The 16,915-nt window shown below is 64.5% G+C and carries 16 protein-coding genes; 7 read left to right on the forward strand and 9 right to left on the reverse strand.

Going from position 1 to position 16,915, the window contains the following annotated elements; genetic code table 11:
• Position 1: 1 nt before the first annotated feature.
• From J4G43_RS11080 to J4G43_RS11095, 4 genes are all read left to right on the forward strand, one after another.
• Positions 2-499 (forward strand): TPM domain-containing protein, encoded by a 498-nt coding sequence (locus J4G43_RS11080; RefSeq protein ID WP_208084810.1) that lies wholly within the window; start codon positions 2-4, stop codon positions 497-499.
• Between the two features lie 311 nt (positions 500-810).
• Complete coding sequence (locus J4G43_RS11085) at positions 811-1,794, forward strand: hypothetical protein (protein WP_208084811.1); 984 nt, start codon at positions 811-813, stop codon at positions 1,792-1,794.
• A gap of 93 nt (positions 1,795-1,887) precedes the next feature.
• A complete protein-coding gene (locus tag J4G43_RS11090; protein WP_208084812.1) occupies positions 1,888-3,438 on the forward strand; it encodes a hypothetical protein in 1,551 nt (516 codons plus the stop codon).
• Positions 3,439-3,518: 80 nt separating this feature from the next.
• The gene (locus J4G43_RS11095; RefSeq protein WP_014492272.1) at positions 3,519-3,686 is read left to right on the forward strand and encodes a hypothetical protein; all 168 of its coding nucleotides are present in this window, start codon (positions 3,519-3,521) and stop codon (positions 3,684-3,686) included.
• Positions 3,687-3,699: 13 nt separating this feature from the next.
• Here J4G43_RS11095 and J4G43_RS11100 read toward each other — a convergent pair whose 3' ends face one another.
• The 3 genes from J4G43_RS11100 to putA all read right to left on the reverse strand — a co-directional run bounded on the left by J4G43_RS11100 (position 3,700) and on the right by putA (position 8,949).
• On the reverse strand, positions 3,700-4,347 hold the full coding sequence (locus J4G43_RS11100) for a glutathione S-transferase family protein (protein WP_208084813.1): 648 nt from the start codon (positions 4,345-4,347) through the stop codon (positions 3,700-3,702).
• 283 nt (positions 4,348-4,630) lie between these two features.
• A complete protein-coding gene (locus J4G43_RS11105) occupies positions 4,631-5,836 on the reverse strand; it encodes a CaiB/BaiF CoA transferase family protein (protein WP_208084814.1) in 1,206 nt (401 codons plus the stop codon).
• Positions 5,837-5,952: 116 nt separating this feature from the next.
• A complete protein-coding gene (gene putA / locus J4G43_RS11110; protein WP_208084815.1) occupies positions 5,953-8,949 on the reverse strand; it encodes a bifunctional proline dehydrogenase/L-glutamate gamma-semialdehyde dehydrogenase PutA in 2,997 nt (998 codons plus the stop codon).
• Between the two features lie 114 nt (positions 8,950-9,063).
• Here putA and J4G43_RS11115 point away from each other — a divergent pair, with 114 nt between their 5' ends.
• Positions 9,064-9,525, forward strand: a complete 462-nt coding sequence (locus J4G43_RS11115) for an Lrp/AsnC ligand binding domain-containing protein (RefSeq protein ID WP_038954741.1) — start codon at positions 9,064-9,066, stop codon at positions 9,523-9,525.
• A gap of 170 nt (positions 9,526-9,695) precedes the next feature.
• Here the strand turns inward: J4G43_RS11115 and J4G43_RS11120 are convergent, their stop codons facing one another.
• The 4 genes from J4G43_RS11120 to J4G43_RS11135 form a co-directional block, all read right to left on the reverse strand.
• On the reverse strand, positions 9,696-9,896 hold the full coding sequence (locus J4G43_RS11120) for a cold-shock protein (RefSeq protein ID WP_008134691.1): 201 nt from the start codon (positions 9,894-9,896) through the stop codon (positions 9,696-9,698).
• A gap of 208 nt (positions 9,897-10,104) precedes the next feature.
• Entirely contained in the window at positions 10,105-10,413 is a 309-nt protein-coding gene (gene sorB, locus J4G43_RS11125; protein WP_208084816.1) for a SorB family sulfite dehydrogenase c-type cytochrome subunit, read from the reverse strand.
• Positions 10,414-10,425: 12 nt separating this feature from the next.
• Complete coding sequence (gene sorA / locus J4G43_RS11130; RefSeq protein ID WP_028151513.1) at positions 10,426-11,625, reverse strand: SorA family sulfite dehydrogenase catalytic subunit; 1,200 nt, start codon at positions 11,623-11,625, stop codon at positions 10,426-10,428.
• Between the two features lie 334 nt (positions 11,626-11,959).
• On the reverse strand, positions 11,960-13,690 hold the full coding sequence (locus tag J4G43_RS11135) for an adenylate/guanylate cyclase domain-containing protein (RefSeq protein ID WP_208084817.1): 1,731 nt from the start codon (positions 13,688-13,690) through the stop codon (positions 11,960-11,962).
• A gap of 413 nt (positions 13,691-14,103) precedes the next feature.
• Between J4G43_RS11135 and J4G43_RS11140 the strand changes: the two genes are divergently transcribed.
• Both J4G43_RS11140 and J4G43_RS11145 read left to right on the forward strand, forming a co-directional pair.
• The gene (locus J4G43_RS11140) at positions 14,104-15,633 is read left to right on the forward strand and encodes a glycosyltransferase family 39 protein (protein ID WP_208089286.1); all 1,530 of its coding nucleotides are present in this window, start codon (positions 14,104-14,106) and stop codon (positions 15,631-15,633) included.
• 287 nt (positions 15,634-15,920) lie between these two features.
• On the forward strand, positions 15,921-16,163 hold the full coding sequence (locus J4G43_RS11145; RefSeq protein ID WP_208084818.1) for a hypothetical protein: 243 nt from the start codon (positions 15,921-15,923) through the stop codon (positions 16,161-16,163).
• A gap of 12 nt (positions 16,164-16,175) precedes the next feature.
• On the opposite strand, the gene J4G43_RS11150 is transcribed toward J4G43_RS11145, so the two are convergent.
• Together J4G43_RS11150 and J4G43_RS55275 are read right to left on the reverse strand one after the other, a co-directional pair.
• On the reverse strand, positions 16,176-16,379 hold the full coding sequence (locus J4G43_RS11150) for a hypothetical protein (protein ID WP_166349576.1): 204 nt from the start codon (positions 16,377-16,379) through the stop codon (positions 16,176-16,178).
• A gap of 313 nt (positions 16,380-16,692) precedes the next feature.
• The gene (locus tag J4G43_RS55275; RefSeq protein ID WP_256461516.1) at positions 16,693-16,827 is read right to left on the reverse strand and encodes a hypothetical protein; all 135 of its coding nucleotides are present in this window, start codon (positions 16,825-16,827) and stop codon (positions 16,693-16,695) included.
• Between the last annotated feature and the right edge of the window lie 88 nt (positions 16,828-16,915).

Below are 16,915 nucleotides of genomic sequence, written 5' to 3' on the forward strand. Positions count from 1 at the left end.
CATGAGCATCAAGCGCATTGCCAGACACCTCGTGCAGCATCATTGGCGCGCGAAGCAGATCTTTCCGCCAAAGGTGCTCGCCCGCATCGAGCAGGCGATCAAGCAGGGTGAGAGCACACATTCCGGCCAGGTCCGCTTCGTCGTCGAGGGCGCGCTCGACGGGCGACCGCTGTTCCGCAACCAGCCGGCCCGCGAGCGCGCGCTCGATGTGTTCTCTCACTTGCGTATCTGGGACACCGCGCACAACAACGGCGTCCTGATCTATCTCCTGCTCGCCGACCGCGACGTCGAGATCGTTGCCGATCGCGGCATCGATGCGAAGGTTGGTGCGGAGGGCTGGGAGAGCATCTGCCGCGCGATGGAGGCCGAGTTCGCCTCCGGCCAGTTCGAGCACGGCGTGATCGGCGGCATCGCGACGGTGTCGCGCGAGCTGGCGCGGCATTTCCCGCCGCAGGGCCCGCATGCGAACGAGCTGCCGGATACGCCGGTGGTGATGTGAACGGAGGCCGATGATCCACATTCCGTCATTGCGAGCGTAGCGAAGCAATCCAGAGCCTTTCCGCAGTGCCTCTGGATTGCTTCGCTGCGCTCGCAATGACGGTGTGGAGGCAGCCATTCCGCGGCCGTTCATCTTCCCCCGCTTACAATTTGTTTCACGCCCGCCACACCGGTTCCACGTTCCCGGCCAAATTCGGCCCCGGATGACTTCCTAAAATTTCGGTAAGCGGGTCCCGAAGTAAGGATTTCGCAAGCAATGAAAGTTACCAAAAGGTCAATCCAGAGTGGAGTATTCGAACTGTGAGCGAACCAATGGCTGAGCAGGCTGCCCAAGATACGAGCGTCGAAGCCGCGGTGACCGCGCCGAAGGCCGTCGAGGCTGCCGGCATCGAGGCTCCCTCGATTGCGCCCGACCATGAAGCGCCGCCCAAAGCTGATCCGGTGAAGGCTGAAGCCCCCAAGGTCGAGCCGCCCCGGATCGAAGTGCCGAAGTTCGAAGCCAAGGTTGAACCGAAGGCCGAGACCAAGCCCGAGCCGAAGCCCGGCAAGCTCATCGTCATGGCACCGTCGGAGCGCTCCTGGGAGCGCGAAGAGTTTGCCCCGCATGTGAAGGCGGACGAGCCGCGCGAGACCGGCGGCAAGCGCCGCCTGTCGGCGATGGCCGCGGTGGTGGCGATCGCGGCCAGCGTCGGCGCCATCAGCGGCGCGCTCGCGACTGCCGGCATGATGCACTTCGCAGCCCCGGCCCCCGCGCCGGCGCAGGTCGCCGACACCAGCGCGCTGGAATCCTCGGTTGCCCGGATCGATGCCGATGTCGTCGCACTGAAGGCGAATGTCGAGCACACCTCCAAGACTAGCCTCAGCCAGTTCAACCGGGCCAATGACCGCCTCGACAAGCTCGAGAAGGCCCAGGCCGAGCCGATGGCCAAAATCGCAAAGCTGTCCGAGACCGTCGACAAGCTCCGCGCCACGCCGCCCGCGGCCCCCGCGCAGGCCGCAGCGGCTGCCGCAAAGGAGACCACCGGCTCGATCGCGCCGACCCAGGTTGCGACCGCCGCCGCCGCGCCGGTTCCGGCCCCTGCCGCGCCCAAGACCGAGGTCGGCCGGTTGCCGACGATCGACGGCTGGGTTCTGCGCGACGTCGCCAATGGCGGTGCGCTGATCGAGGGCCGCGGCGGCCTCTACGAGGTCTATGCCGGTGACCCCATCCCCGGAATTGGCCGCGTCGATGCGATCCGCCGTCAGGACGGCCGCTGGGTCGTCGTCACCAGCAAGGGCCTGATCGTCGCGCGCTGAGCGTTCGATATCCGATCTTCAAAGAGGCGCTTCACCACCATGTGAGGCGCCTTTTTACTTGAATAGGCCGGCTCACGCGGTGTTACTGAAGGCATGAGCCGCGCGTTGCGAATTCTCTTTGCTGCCGCCGTCTTGCTTGGCGGGACTGTTTCGCTTTTCGCAGCGGAGAACGCGCCGTTGACGCGCGGCACGGCGATCATCGATCCCGATCTGCTCCGCAAGCTCGACCAGAACGATTCGCTCACGATCTCGCGCCTGCTATGGCCGGAGCGGAACGCAAACGTTCCGCTGACGACCGACCTGCTTTTCTCGTCGCTGTCCCCGCTCAACGAGATTCCGCCGGCGATCGACGCGGAGTTCGACCACTACATCGCGCAGCAGAAAGCGGCGTACCCGACCGAGACCATCGGCGTCGGTGAAGGCTTTGACGTGCAGCTGTTCGATCGGGCCAATCTCAAATCGCGCGACACCCGTTTCGTGCTGGCCGGCATCGTCAATCGCATGGACCGCGCCTATGTCTCGGAGGAGGCGTGCGGCGAGATCAGGCTGATCTATCGGCTGGTGCGTTTCGAGAGTAAGCCGGAAGGTGGCAAGACCGCAACGCGTCTGCCGATGACGTTCAATCTGGTGATGAAGGCACGCGATGCGCGCCAGACCGACGCGAACGGAAAGGCTGTTACTTGCGCCGAGGTCGCGCGGCGCTGGCTCGACAATGGCGACTGGCAGGGGCTGATCGACGGCGGCATCTCTCCTTCCGACGCCATGCTCGATCGCATCGAGACCAATATCCAGATCTCGATCGCGCCGAAATCGGCATTGCACGATTTCCGTTCCGACTATCTGCTCAAGGTGTTCAAATATAACGCCGCGACGAAGACGTTCGAGGAATCGACGCTGGAGAACCAGATCGACCGCGACCGCATCCTCGCCGACAACGATCTTCGACGTGATTTCAAAGCCTGGCTGCTTGCGCCGGAAAATCTCCGCGAGTTCGATCGCGGCACGGTACTGATCCCCGAGACATTCCTGGCCAAGGCCGCGGTGGTGCCGACGCCGGCGGGCCTTGACGCTTCGCCGTTGCAACCGGAGTTCGGCATGGTGCAAGGGGAGGACAGGGACAGCAACAAGGGCGAGCCGGTCTTCACCGACAACGAGGTGGTCGGCGCGCTGAAGCAGGCGGCGGCGCGTGGCATCGACATGCAGAACATCCGCTCGATCGCGGGCTTCCAGCGCCGCCTCAACGACGTCACCTGCGCCGGCTGCCACCAGACCCGCGGTATCGGCGGCTTCCACTTCCCCGGCGTCGACTGGCTTGCGGACAAGCCGTCGAACTCCACCATCGTGCCGGCTTCGCCGCATTTCTTCGGCGACCAGGTCCGCCGCCGCGACATCCTGACCGCATTCGCCGCGGGCAAACGCCCTGATTTCTCACGCGGATTTGCCAGCCGGCCGCAGACCCGCGGCAGCGGCGTGCTGGCCGGCACCGAATATCAGGATGGCTGGGGTGCCCATTGTGCCCTGCAAAATACGGGATCGGGAGCGCCGGATAAGAGTTTTACGTCATGGAGCTGTGCTAAAGGTCTCACCTGTCAGGCTGCCGCGGCATCGAGCCGCATCGGCATGTGCTTCATCAAGACGCGTTAGCGCGTGATCCGAAAAAGCGTGTGGCGGTTTTTCGAAAAGATCACGCGCAAGATAAAATCAGCAACCGGTTTGGATGACCCATGACTGAGACCAGCGACGCCGACAAGGAGCGCAATCGCGAGATCGCGCGCAATGAGGAAGCCAAGCAGGTCACCGGCAGCATCCGCGTCAGCACCTGGGCGGTCGCGGTGGTCGTGATCGTCGGCGGGATTCTGTTCACGCTGGGGTGGCTGGCGCTGAGGGGGTAGTGCCAGCGCCCCCTCACTTCGCGTAGTTCGTCATCCGCTTGCCGGGCAAGAGCTCATAGGCCGGCTTCCAGCCGGGCAGCGCGGCCATGCGGCCGAGCCAGGCGTGGATGGCAGGGTAGCTCGCCGCGAAATCAAAACCGTGCTCGTCGCTCGGATAGTGCAGATAGGCCATCATCGAGATATCGGCGACCGTCGGCTTCGCCCCGATCGCAAAGGCATTATGCTGGAGATGTCCGTCGAGAATGCCGAGGAAGTCCTCGAGCCGCCGGCGAAAATGCTTCAACACCTGCGGATCGTTTTTCTCAGTGAACGCCCGCATGAAGCGATAGGTCGCCATGTAGCCGGTGAGCTTGTGGTTGTCCCAGAACAGCCAGCGCAGCAGCTCGAACTTCTCGTCCTCGGTCTCGGCGCCGAAGCGCCCGTACTGCTCGGCAAGCTTCAGCAGCAATGGCGCGGTCTGCGTCATCTTCACGCCGTCGACCTCGAGCACGGGAATCTCCCCCATCGCGTTCACGGCCTTGCGCCATTCCGCCGTGCGCGTGACGCCGCCGCCGAAATCGGTCCACACCGGTTCGAACCTCTCGCCGCAAAGCGTCAGCATCAGCGCAAGCTTGTAGCTGTTGCCGGATTCCGGGAAGTAGTGCAGGCGGTAGTTGGGCATGAGGGCCTCACGGGACGCGATGTTGTCGTGAGTTTATAGCGAGATCATCCCGCGCCGTCATTGCGAGCGAAGCGAAGCAATCCAGCAATGTATCTGGAGACGCGAGCTATCTCCCCACCGTCGTCCCGGACAAGCGCAGCGCAGATCCGGGACCCATAACCACAGGCCGTGGTTTGGCGATGACTCGTAGTTACCAGGGAGTGCGGCAACCACTCCCCGTGGTTATGGTCCCGGGCTCGCGCCTTGCGCGCCCCGGGACGACAGGGGAGTTTGTGGCGCCGCCTTACCCCACCGCGCCCGAACCCCGCAGCTGCTTGATCGCCTTCTCGTCGTATCCCGCTCCGCGCAAAATCTCGTCACTGTGCTCGCCGACGGCCGGCGGCTTGCGCGGCTGGACCTTCTTGGCGCCGTCGATCCAGATCGGGCTGGAGATGGTGAGCATGGTGTCGTTCTCGAACGGCACCAGCACCTCGTTGTCGAGCATCTGCTTGTCGTTGGGGATGTCGTCGAGAATGCCGACGATGCCGAACACGAGGCCGTTGCCGTCGAGGATCTTGCGCCATTCGGCAAGATCCCTGGTGGCGAAGGTCTCGTCAAAAATCTTGATCAGTTCGACCGAACGGGCGTGACGGTCGGCCTTGGTGGCGAAACGCGGATCGTCAATCAGGTCCTCGCGTCCCAGGCATCTGGCCAGTATCGGAAACTGCTTCTCCTCGCTCAGCAGCGACAGGATCAACCAGCGGCCGTCCTTGCACTGGTAGTGGTTGGCGACCGCATTCAGCGCGCGCTCGCGCGGCCGCCGCTCGGCGAACCTGGCGCCGCAGAGCTTGGCCTGCGCCAGCGTGCCCGCGGCCCACACCCCGTTCGCCATCAGATTGGAGGCGACATGCGAGCCCTTGCCGGTCTTCTCGCGCTGATACAGCGCGGTGACGATGGCGCCATAGAACGCCATGGCGCAGGGATGGTCGCCCATGCCGGCGACCGAGCGAGCCGGCGTCGTGTGGGTGTCGGCGCGGATGAGGTCCATCAGGCCGGAGCGCGCCCAATAGGCGTTGCTGTCGAAGCCGGGCTTGTTGGCCTCTTCGCCCTTCTCGCCATAGCCGGTGAACGAGGCATAGATCAGCCGGTCGTTGAGATGGGCAAGGTGGTCATAGGTGATGCCGAGCTTGGCGCGCACCGGCGGCGGCATGTTGGTGATGAAGACGTCGGCCTCTTCCACCAGCTTGTAGAGCACGGCCTGCGCCTCCGGCTTTGCGAGGTCGAGCGCGATGCTCTTCTTGTTGCGGGCCTCCAGCAGCCAGGCGAAATTGTGCTCGCTGGTCGGATAGCCCGGAATGTTGGGCAGATTGCGGTAGGGGTCGCCGGCGCCGGGCGGCTCGATCTTGATGACGTCGGCGCCGAAATCCGACAGCACGGTCGCGGCCGCGGGCGCTGCGATGAAGCTCGCGCAGTCCAGAACCTTGAGCCCTGCAAAAATGCCCTTTTCCATCGCGGCGTAGCTCCCTCGCTCTTGTTGTTTCCCGCGCGCTGGAATTGGCGCGGGCCAAGTCATGGCAGCATTAGACCGATGTTTCGGCGGGATGCAACGGCGCCAGGCGCAGGGCTTCACTCCTCCCCCGCAAGCAGCGCGGCATTGCCGCCGGCTGCCGCGGTGTTGATCGTCACGGTCTGCTCCGTCGCAAAGCGTGCGAGGTAATGCGGGCCGCCCGCTTTCGGGCCGGTTCCGGACAGCCCGTTGCCGCCGAATGGCTGCACGCCGACCACGGCGCCGATCATGTTGCGGTTGACATAGATGTTGCCGACCTGCACGCGATCGATGATCGCCTCGATAGTGTCGTCGATCCGGGAGTGAATGCCGAGCGTGAGTCCATATCCGCTGCGCTCGATCGCCTGCAGCAAGCGGTCGAGGTTTTCCGGGCGATAGCGCACGACGTGCAGGATCGGGCCGAACACCTCCTCGGTGAGCTGGCCGGCGTCCTTGAGCTCGAAAATGTGCGGGGCGACGAAGCAGCCGTCGGGCACAGTGCCGGCAAAGTGCAGCCGCGCCTCCAACTTCATCCGCGCGATGTGCGCATCGAGGCGCTGCCTGGCCTCGGCGTCGATCACCGGACCGACATGAGTCGCGACATCAGCGGGATCACCAATCCTGAGTTCGCGCGCCGCGCCGGCGATCATCTCGATCATGCGGTCGGCGACATCCTCCTGCACGAACAGCAGCCGCAGCGCCGAGCAGCGCTGGCCGGCGGAGCGGAAGGCCGAGGTGACGACGTCGTCGGCGACCTGCTCGGGCAGCGCGGTTGCATCCGCGATCATGGCGTTGATGCCGCCGGTCTCCGCGATCAGCGGCACGATCGGCCCGTCCTTGGCGGCGAGCGTCCGGTTGATCAGGCGCGCGACCTCGGTCGAGCCGGTGAAGACGACGCCGGCGATGTCGGCATGCGCGGTCAGCACGGCGCCGATGCGGCCGTCGCCGGTGACGAGATGCAGCGCGCTCTTGGGAATGCCTGCTTCGTGCAGCAGCGCTACGGCCTCACGGGCGATGCGCGGCGTCTGCTCGGCGGGTTTTGCGACGACGCTGTTGCCGGCCATCAATGCCGCCGTGACCTGGCCCAGGAAGATCGCCAGCGGGAAATTCCACGGCGAGATCGCGACGAAGGTGCCGCGCCCGCGCATGGCGAGCGCATTGCTCTCGCCGGTCGGGCCCGGCATGGCGGCATCAACGCCGAACAGCTTTCGACCCTGCGCGGCATAGTAGCGGCAGAAGTCGGCGGCCTCGCGCAGCTCCGACAGCGCATCGTCCAGCGTCTTGCCGCCCTCGGCTTGCAGCAGCGCGATGAAATGGGCGCTCCGGCTCTCCAGAAGATGCGCGGCCTGCTCCAGTGTGGCCGCGCGCGTGCCCGCCGGCGTTCGGCTCCAGGCGGCAAAACCGGCGTGCGCAGCAGTCACCGCCGCATTGGCACGATCCACCGTTGCATCCGCGATCGGCTTGAGGCCGGCCGCCTCGGCCTTCACGTCTGCCAGCAACCGGTCGAGCGCGGCGCGCGCGCCGAATTCGACGCCGCGCGAATTGCGCCGCTCCGGCGCGAACAGATCGCCCGGCAGCGGAATTCTGGGATGGGCCGCCGCTTGCGGCCGGACGATGGCATCGGCCGGACGCTGCAACAGCGCCACAACCGGCACACGATAGTCGGCCGCCTGCGCCACGAACGACGAGTTGGCGCCGTTCTCCAGCAGCCGCCGCACCAGGTAGGCGAGCAGGTCGCGATGGCTGCCGACCGGGGCATAGGTGCGGTAGGCGATGTCAGGATGATCCTTGGCGAGCTGTTCGTAGAGCGCCTCGCCCATGCCGTGCAGGCGCTGGAATTCGAAGCCGCCGCCATCTTGGGCAAGCTCCAGCACGGTCGCGACTGTCAGCGCGTTGTGGGTGGCGAATTGCGGAAAGATGCGCGGCCGCAAGCCGAGCAGTTTTGACGCGCAGGCGACGTAGTTCAGATCTGTCATCGCCTTGCGCGTGAACACGGGATAGCCGTCCAGCCCGCGCTCCTGCGCGCGCTTGATCTCGGTGTCCCAATAGGCGCCCTTGACCAGCCGCACCATCAGCTTGCGGTCATGCGCGCGGGCGAGCGCGTCGACATAGTCGATCACGGCGCTCGCGCGCTTCTGATAGGCCTGGATCGCCAGGCCGAAGCCGTCCCAGCCGCTGAGCGAGGGGTCGGCGAGCGTCGCCGCGATCACGTCGAGCGACAGCTCCAGCCGGTCGGCTTCCTCGGCGTCGACGGTGAAGTTCAGATCATGGGCCTTGGCGCGCTGCGCCAGATCGAGCAGCTGCGGCACCAGCTCGGCCATCACGCGCGCGCGGCTGATCGCCTCGAAGCGCGGATGCAGCGCCGAGAGCTTGACCGAGATGCCGGGACGGTCGGGCAGGGGATGGCTGCCCGCTGCCTTGCCGATGGTCTCGATCGCACTGGCATAGGCGTCGAAATAGCGCCTGGCGTCCGCCGCGGTGCGCGCGCCTTCGCCGAGCATGTCGAAGGAGTAGCGCGTCTTCTGACCGGAGCGCGGCTTACCCCGCTCCAGCGCCTGCTCGATGGTCTCCCCCAGCACGAAATGGTTACCCATCAGCCGCATCGCCTGGCGCGTGGCGGTGCGCACCGCCGGCGCGCCCAGCCGCTTCACCAGCCGGCCGATGGTGCCGTTGGGCGTCTCGCCGGGCTGGATCACCCGCGCCGAGAGGCCGAGCGCCCAGGCCGAGGCGTTGACCAGGAAGGCCGTGGACTTGGTCTCGTGGTGGATGAAGTCGCCCTCGCCGAGCTTGTCCTCGATGAACTGGTCGGCGGTGCGCGCGTCGGGCACGCGGAGCAGCGCCTCGGCCAGCACCATCAGGGCGAGCCCCTCCTTGGTCGAGAGCGCGAACTCCCGCAGCATGTCCTCGACACCGCCAAGCCGGTCGTCGCGCTTGCGGATCGCCTCGATCAGCCGCGTCGCGGTGCGGTCGATCCGCGCCTGCGGCGGGCCGAGATGCGAAGCGGGCAAGAGCCGCGTGGCAATCTCGGCATCGTCGGGCGCGTAGGGGGCGGTGAAGGGCGGCGGGATGTTCGGCATGGCGTGTCCTGTGGCTAAAATCGAGGATAAGGCCCGCTAGACCGTAGTTCGATAGACAAATTAGCCATTTTACCTTAGGAAATGAAGATCATTGGCGTATCGGCCACATAAAATATGGAACTCGATCGAATCGACCGGAAGATCCTCTCAATTCTGCAGCAGGACGGGCGCATCGCCAATGTCGAGCTCGCCGAACGCATCGGGCTGTCGCCGACCTCGGTCGGCGAGCGGCTGAAGCGGTTGCAGCGGGAGGGCTTTGTCGAGGGCTACGGCGCGCGGCTCAATCCGCACCGGCTCGGCCTGGGTCTTCTGGTGTTCGTCGAGGTGCTGCTCGACAAGACCACGCCGGACAATTTCGAGCGGTTCGCGCGCGCGGTGAAACTCGCACCCGAGGTGCTGGAGTGTCACATGGTTGCAGGAGGCTTCGACTATCTTGTGAAGGCGCGGCTTGCGGACATGACCGCCTATCGACGCTTCCTCGGCGAGACGTTGCTGTCGATGCCGGGCGTGCGCGAGACGCGAACCTATGCGGTGATGGAAGAGATCAAGCGCGACGCACCATTGCCGGTGGACTAACGAAGGGCCGTCGCGATTGTCATTGCTGTGGCGTTGAACGAGCGGTCTTCGCGGGAAAATAGCTCTCCGTGTGCAATCGCAACGCCCGTCGTCGAATGCACTGGCCGTCTTCTAAAATTTTTTTGGCCCGGCTCCCGGACAGATCCGGGAGGCAGCAAAGGCTGCCGGGCTTATACTTTGAGGTTCTCTGCGGAGGTCTTGCCCCGGTTTGCGATCTCTTCGTATTCCACTGTCTGTCCTTCGTTCAGGGACGACAGACCGGCTTTCTGCACTGCCGAGATATGCACGAACACATCCTTGCCGCCCGACGCAGGCTGGATAAATCCATAACCCTTCGTCGGGTTGAACCACTTGACCGTACCTTTAGCCATCACGTCTTCTCCGCGGGTCTTCCTCCGAGATCTCGAACCGCCAGTCCCCGCCAACCGGCCGGTTCGGTCCTAACAGGATACGCGGAATGTGGCCGGCTTGGTAGCTCAAACCATATCGGCATTTCGCCGAATTCCGCTCAACTTCGCAGCGTTTTTGCCGATTTTGCCCGTTTCGCGGTCAATTGATCGGCACGCCGCACGTCATCCGTCAATAAGTCGCCGCCACATAATCGACAATCTTGCCGACATCAGCATCGTCGATCGGGGCGCCATAGACCTTGATCATCTTGGTCACCTCGGCCTGCCAAAAACCTTTCTTGTCCTTCATCGGCGGTTGCGTGTTGACGTAATCGGCCGAGTGGCAGGCGCTGCAATTGCCCTGCACCACCTCGAGATTGGGGCCTGGCTTGAAGGCCGCGACCTCGTCGGGCGTCTTGTAGTTGAGCGGCGCTGCAAGTGCCGAGCCGACCATTGCGGCGAAGGCGAGTGAGATGGCGAGGAGAACGGTGCGCTGCATGATCATTCTCCCTCAGGCCACGGTGACGCGGACGGTTTCGACGACGTTGCGTAGATAACCCGCAGGGTTCCAGCGTGGCGCATCCGGCTGGGTCTCGCCACCATTGCCGGTGGCGCGCACCTTGAGCTCGTGGGCGCCCGCAGCGAGCTTCACCGGCAGCTTCCATTCACGGAATGAGTATTTGCCGAGATCCTTGCCGAGCTTGGCGCTGACCCAGGTCTTGCCGCCGTCGGTGGAAACCTGGACGTCCTTGATGCCCTTGCCGCCGTCGAAGGCGATGCCGCGCAGCGTCGTGCCGCCGGCCTTCAGCTTGGCGCCATCGGGAACGCTGGTGATGAAGGATCGGATGGTGAAGCGGTTGATCGGGATCGTCGCCTTCGGCGCGGTGCCCGGCTCGACCGCATTGTTCGGCGTGTCCGGAATGCGATAGGCCGACTTCATCCAGAAGCCGTCATAGACATTGTCGATGACGGTGATCTCGTTGAGGTGCTTGACCCAGTAGGTGCCGTAATAGCCGGGGACGATCAGGCGCAGCGGAAAGCCGTTGAGGAACGGCAGGTCCTCGCCGTTCATGCCATAGGCCAGCATCACCTCGCCGTCGGTGGCGTGATCGAGATCGAGCGCCTTGACGAAATCCGGCGTCTTGTCGCTGACGGGGCCGTCCATGCCGTTGAAGGTGACCTGCTTGGCGCCGCTCTGCACGCCCGCCATCTCCAGCACGGCCTTCAGCGGCACGCCGCGCCAGCGCGCATTGCCCATCGCGCCATTGGCGAGCTGGCCACCGGCGACACGCGGCTCGGAGAAGCCGCGGCTGTTGCCGGAGCACTGGTTGACGGCGACGATCTCGGTCGCCTTCATTTTCCTGATGTCCTTGAGCGACAGCTTGAGCGGCTTGTCGACCTTGCCCTTGACCTCGAGCGTGAACTTGTCGGGATCGAGATTGTAAGGCAGGTCCGAGAGGTGATAGCGCACGAAGAACGCGTTATTCGGCGTGATCGGACCGTCGTTGAAGATCGCGAACGGCGTCTCGAGCTGCGGCGGCCGGCTGGTCAGGCCGATCATCGGCCGCTTCTGCGGATATTTCACCAGCGGCCGCTCGCCATTGGCGAAGGGAAGCGTGACGGTGTCGAGTGCCAGCGCCTTGGTGGAATTCAGTGTGGCCGCCATAGCGGCAAGGCCCGCTCCTTTGAGCAGGTCGCGTCGATCGAACATTCTCGTCTCCTCCCGGAGCTTTTCGTTGGACCGCGGTCATCACCGCGATCCCGCGCTCATCTGTCGCAACGATTGAGATGAAGTCAATTCGTGCTTTCGCAGCAGGCCCATGTCGCTGCGTTGCAGCAAGCCGGTGTTACGTTCGTAACGAGATTGCCGAGCTGTAGCCGCAGTGACAGTGCACTCCCTCGCCCCGCCTGCGGGGAGAGGGTTGGGGTGAGGGCGAGTCTCCGCGAGCGAGGTGAGAGTTGGATTCGCGGAGGCTCCCCCTCACCCGGAATCCGCGCTGCGCGCGCATTCCGACCTCTCCCCGCAAGCGGGGAGAGGTGAAGAATCAAGCTGCGACGCGCTCGCTTCGGTCAACCAGCGCCGACAGCTGCCTCGTGTCCGCAACCACGCGCACGGCCAGGGGCTCGTCGCGGCCGCGGATCGCGACCTCCTGCTGCGGCAGCGCATCGTCGGCAAGTCCCGCGGTACGGCGAACCTCCTCCGAGACGATCGCCTCGCAGGCCAGCGTCTTGGTCATGTCCTGGAGCCGGGCCGCGACGTTGACGGCATCGCCGAGCGCGGTGAAGACGATGTGATCGCGATAGCCGATGTCGCCGATGATGACCTCGCCGCCGTGAATGCCGATGCCGAAGCGGATCGGCTGACGGAGATCGTGGCTCAGGAGCTCGTTGAGCTCGTCGATATGCGTGGCGATGCCGGCGGCAGCCTTCAGCGCTTGCCGGCAGGCGGTCTCCGGATCGGCTGACAGCCCGAACAGCGCCAGCATGCCGTCGCCGACGAACTGGTTCGGCTGGCCGCCGTTCTCGATCACGGCCCGCGAGACGGCGCCGAGGAAACGGTTGACGATGAAAACGGTGTCGAACGGCAGCCGCTTCTCGGCAAGCTGCGTCGAGCCGCGCATGTCTACGAACAGGCTGACGAGGTAGCGCTCCTGGCCGATTCTGGCCGATGTCGAGGTCTGCCCGTCCGCCGAATGCGTGTGGGGCGTGAACAGCTGGAAGAAGGAGAGGTCGGAGTCCGGTCGCAGCTGGCAGGCAAGCCGGATCGAGGGATCGGCGGTGCCGACGCGCGCGAGCACGAAGGCCTCGCGCTGCGACGGCTCGGGCAGGGCGGCATGGTCACCGATGATGCGGATGCGGCAGGTCGAGCAGCGGGCGCGGCCGCCACAGACGCTGGCATGCGGCACATTGTGGCGCAGGCTCGCCTCCAGCACGGAGAGACCCTTCGGCACGCGCACCGTCTTGCCGTTGCCGTAGGACAGCGCGATCATGCCGCGGCGCCGCTCGCGCAAGGCGCGCACGCCGCGTGCCGCCAGCGCCAGTCCGAGCAGGCCGACATAGCCGATGGTGAGGCCGCCGGTGATGAGGTCGAGCGTCGCCGCTTCCGCGGTCGAGCCGAGCTGGCGGCGGGTGAGATTGTGCGTGCGCCATTCGCCGTCGTCGACCTCGACCTGGACGCTGCGTCCGCCCTGGTAGACGCCGAGCAGCGACAGCGTCGGGATCAGCACGGCGGCGGCGAGCAGATAAGGCGCGGCGCGCGCGAAGAACGGTTTCAGGCGCAGCCAGAAATAGATGCCGATGCAGCCATGGACCCAGGCGATGATCAGCAGGACCGTCATGGTCCAGATCCGGTTCGAGGTGACGAAGAACAGATAGAGTTCCTGCGGATAGAGTTTCTGGTGTCCGTACAGCGTGTGGCCGAGCCGGACGCCGATCACATGCGCCATGACGAGGGCGGGGATGCTCAGCCCCAGCACGAGCTGGAGCGGCTCGATCGTCCGCCAGCGGAACTGGCGGCGCTGATAGAGCGCGTAGATGCCGAGCCCCATATGCGTGAGCGCGGCCGTATAGAACACGATCGCGATGGGGAGGAACCGCCAGAACGCCGTGTGATAGTAGACCCCGATCTCCATGGCATCGACCGAGATGTTGCCGAGTGCATGGTTGAGGAAATGGCTCACCACGTAGGAGAACAGGATGACGCCGCAGACCAGCCGAACCTGCCGCATGCTGGTCGCGCGGGACAGTTCGGACAATCGTGAGGATGCAGTGGCCATGATTCGGTTTGTATCAGTTCATGAAGGAGAACAGCCAGCGTAGCGTTTAATTCCAGGGGCGGACAGCTGGCCTGATCACATGCGCGGCAAGGTTACCGAACCGTAGGGTGGGCAAAGGCGCGCGCCAGACCCACCGCTGTCGTCCCGGACAAGCGCCGCGAAGCGGCGCGGCGATCCGGGATCCATAGCCACAGGATCGGATTTGACGAAGACTCGTGGTTACCAGTTCGCGCCACGACTCCTCCCTGTGGCTATGGGTCCCGGGCTCGCGACTATGTCGCGCCCCGGACGACAGCGATATGCGCGGCGCCCCCGCATTGACTCCCCCTCCCAGGTTGGCGAAAAGCGCGGCCGTGACGACAGCCCCTGATATCACCGTGTCCCCAGCCGGCGCCGCGCGCCGTCCCCTCGTTATGGCCGTGCTCGTCATCGCCGCGATGACGCTGCTGCGGATCATCTACGCCTCCGCGATCGAGCTGCGCACCGACGAGGCCTATTACTGGACCTGGTCGAAGGAGGGAGCGCTCAGCTTCCTCGATCATCCTCCCATGATCGCCTGGTTCATCCGTTTTGGTACCGCGATCTTCGGCGACACCGTGCTCGGCGTCCGTTTCGGCGGCATCGTCGCGATGCTGGTCACGCAGCTGCTGCTCGCCGACATCGTCCGCCGCCTCACTCATGATGCGCGCGCCATCATGTTCGCGGTGCTGATGCCGGAGGCTGCGCTCTATTACGGCCTGCTGATGGCCAAGGTCGCGCCGGACGTTGCCATGATCCCGTTCGCGGTGGCGATGATGTGGGCCCTGGTGCGGCTCGCGCAGAGTGGCGATGGATGCTGGTGGCTGGCGGCGGGCCTGTTTGCCGGGCTGTCGATGTTGTCGAAATTCACCGCGATCATGTTCGCGCCGGCGGTCGCCGCGTTTCTGCTGGTGCCGGATTGGCGCTGGCGCTGGCTGCGCAGTCCTTACCCCTATCTCGCGGTGCTGATCGCGATTGTCGTGTTCTCCCCGGTGCTGATCTGGAACGCGCAGCACGACTGGGCCTCGTTCCGTTTCCAGGGTGTGCGGGCCACCGCCAATTACGGCATCTCGCTGCGCACGATCGGCGACTACATCGGCCTGCAATTCGGCCTGGTCGGCTTCGTCATGCTGCCGGTGGTGCTGTCAGGCCTCGTGATGACGGCGTGGCGCGGCTATCGCACGCGCGAGCCGGTCGCGATCCTGCTGTCGACCGCGGTGCTGGTGCCGTTCCTCTATTTCTTGTTCAAGTCGACGACGCTCAGGGTCGGCGACACCTGGCCGATGTTCATGTGGCCGGTCGGCTTTGCTGTCGCGGCGGTCAACCTCGTCATGCTGTCGCGCGAGCACTGGTCGGCGCGGATGATCCGGTCGAGCATTTTCTGGCTCAACACGGCGGTCGTCTCCGGGATCGCCTTCGTCGTCATCGTATTCCTGTACTACGTCGCCGCGCCCTGGAATCTCCTCGGCAAGATCGATCCGATCGGCGCCGAAGCCGGCTACGAGCAGGTCGCTGTGCGTGCGCAGGCCGCGCTCGACGAGACTGGCGCGACCTGGATCGCGACCACGGACTATCGCACCTACGCGATGATGCGCTGGCTGTTCAGGGGCCGCGTGCCCGTCATCGAGATCAACGAACGCGGCCGCTTCCAGGGTTTTCGCGATCCCGGCATGGATCGGATCAGCGGGCATGCGGGCATCTATGTCGGGCGAGAGCCGGACAATCGCGCACCGGTGTGGGGATCGATCCCTGCGAAGCGCGAGCAGCTCGGCCAGGTCGAACGCCGCTGGCGCGGCGTTCTGACGGATACCTACGTGATTGAGAAGCTCACCGGCTGGACGCCGGAACTCTCGCCGTCAACGGATTCGCCGCTGTTTCAATGGCGGGTGCTGGCGGGGGAATTCGAGAAGCGTACGCTCGCCTAGCGAGGCACCCTTCTTCCCTTGCGGGAGAAGCGGCTGACCATCACCGTCGCCAGGCATTGCAAATGTCCCAAGTGCAATCGAGGCCACGCGTTGAAGCGGCTTGGCGTGGCATGATAACAACATAGAGCAGAAATCTGAGCTGATCGCTTAGCTGCAACCAGCATTTTTCCCGACATTCACAGGCCGCCATCCCAGATTACCACCCGCTCAAGCATTTAAGCCACTAAGCTGGAGCTATCGTGACGAAACATATTTTCTCTTATTGATATTATCTACGGGGATAGGACATGTTTGATGTCTATCGCAATGGCAAGCGGGACTTCCTCGTCGTCAGCAACGGCTCTCCGATGCCCGCGCTCTACTCTTCCAACAAATGGCGCAAGAGCAGAGCGAGAGTTCTCAAGGTCAGCGACGAGATCAAGGCAGCCGTCCAGGAGCGAGGTTATTATCTTGGCAGCGTGCGAGTGACCAAGAAGGACCTGATCCGCACCGAGTGCAGCGTTGCCGATACGACACCGGGCAATCTCTGAGCATCCGGCCGACTAGGCCGCCAACCGCACCAGCCCGGCCTCAATCACGACGATGTCTTCCTCGATTTGCCGGATCGTACTCCTGCAGTCGATCCCGGTACATGCATCGAGATCTGCGATAAGTTTGCGACGCTGTGTTCGAAGCTCATCAAGAGCTGCTTGGTCCCTGAGGGAAACGTAGCCCTCCACGATCAGCTCAATTGCACCTGCCGCCATCAAACTCCCCACGCCTTGTTAGCCCCGTCAAGGCACTCCCGACCAGGCGAGGATCGAGCGTGCCAATTGGTTACGCGGCTCAATCCCGCGCACTGAGTTCTTCCAGAACAACGCGCCTCCGCAGCTCGTGCGCAGCAGCGGTCAAATGAGACCCTGCGATCAGCCCGAGCCGCCTCAATCTTGGCAGAGCGACGGGGTCGCACAGCTCGATCGGGAGCCCGGCTCCCAATATCGCGATGGCGCGTTGCTCCTCCGCGTCGAGATCAGTCCATGGGATGCCCTTCATCACCGGCCTCAAATCGTCCAGTGCACCTCAAAATCCAAACGCGCGCCTGATTTGCCGCAGCATATCCGCGGCCGCGTCGGTGTACCGACCGTTGGTCAGGTATCGATCCAGTTGCAGTGTGCTGATCAGCGCCACAAGCGCTGCCATTAAGCCCTTAAACATTGGGCCTCTCCTGAAAGAGACCGCCAACCGGGCGTGTCGAAATATTGAGACGTTCTCAGAATGCGCGCCGCATATGGCGGCCTAATAT

It is taken from the genome of Bradyrhizobium barranii subsp. barranii (genome assembly GCF_017565645.3).
Lineage (GTDB): Bacteria > Pseudomonadota > Alphaproteobacteria > Rhizobiales > Xanthobacteraceae > Bradyrhizobium > Bradyrhizobium barranii.

Bases quoted from the DNA above. Each gene is read 5' to 3' on its own strand.
- J4G43_RS11080 (WP_208084810.1), top strand. From the start codon at position 2: ATGAGCATCAAGCGCATTGCCAGACACCTCGTGCAGCATCATTGGCGC.
- J4G43_RS11085 (WP_208084811.1), top strand. From the start codon at position 811: ATGGCTGAGCAGGCTGCCCAAGATACGAGCGTCGAAGCCGCGGTGACC.
- J4G43_RS11090 (WP_208084812.1), top strand. From the start codon at position 1,888: ATGAGCCGCGCGTTGCGAATTCTCTTTGCTGCCGCCGTCTTGCTTGGC.
- J4G43_RS11095 (WP_014492272.1), top strand. From the start codon at position 3,519: ATGACTGAGACCAGCGACGCCGACAAGGAGCGCAATCGCGAGATCGCG.
- J4G43_RS11100 (WP_208084813.1), bottom strand. From the start codon at position 4,347: ATGCCCAACTACCGCCTGCACTACTTCCCGGAATCCGGCAACAGCTAC.
- J4G43_RS11105 (WP_208084814.1), bottom strand. From the start codon at position 5,836: ATGGAAAAGGGCATTTTTGCAGGGCTCAAGGTTCTGGACTGCGCGAGC.
- putA (WP_208084815.1), bottom strand. From the start codon at position 8,949: ATGCCGAACATCCCGCCGCCCTTCACCGCCCCCTACGCGCCCGACGAT.
- J4G43_RS11115 (WP_038954741.1), top strand. From the start codon at position 9,064: ATGGAACTCGATCGAATCGACCGGAAGATCCTCTCAATTCTGCAGCAG.
- J4G43_RS11120 (WP_008134691.1), bottom strand. From the start codon at position 9,896: ATGGCTAAAGGTACGGTCAAGTGGTTCAACCCGACGAAGGGTTATGGA.
- sorB (WP_208084816.1), bottom strand. From the start codon at position 10,413: ATGCAGCGCACCGTTCTCCTCGCCATCTCACTCGCCTTCGCCGCAATG.
- sorA (WP_028151513.1), bottom strand. From the start codon at position 11,625: ATGTTCGATCGACGCGACCTGCTCAAAGGAGCGGGCCTTGCCGCTATG.
- J4G43_RS11135 (WP_208084817.1), bottom strand. From the start codon at position 13,690: ATGGCCACTGCATCCTCACGATTGTCCGAACTGTCCCGCGCGACCAGC.
- J4G43_RS11140 (WP_208089286.1), top strand. From the start codon at position 14,104: ATGGCCGTGCTCGTCATCGCCGCGATGACGCTGCTGCGGATCATCTAC.
- J4G43_RS11145 (WP_208084818.1), top strand. From the start codon at position 15,921: ATGTTTGATGTCTATCGCAATGGCAAGCGGGACTTCCTCGTCGTCAGC.
- J4G43_RS11150 (WP_166349576.1), bottom strand. From the start codon at position 16,379: ATGGCGGCAGGTGCAATTGAGCTGATCGTGGAGGGCTACGTTTCCCTC.
- J4G43_RS55275 (WP_256461516.1), bottom strand. From the start codon at position 16,827: ATGTTTAAGGGCTTAATGGCAGCGCTTGTGGCGCTGATCAGCACACTG.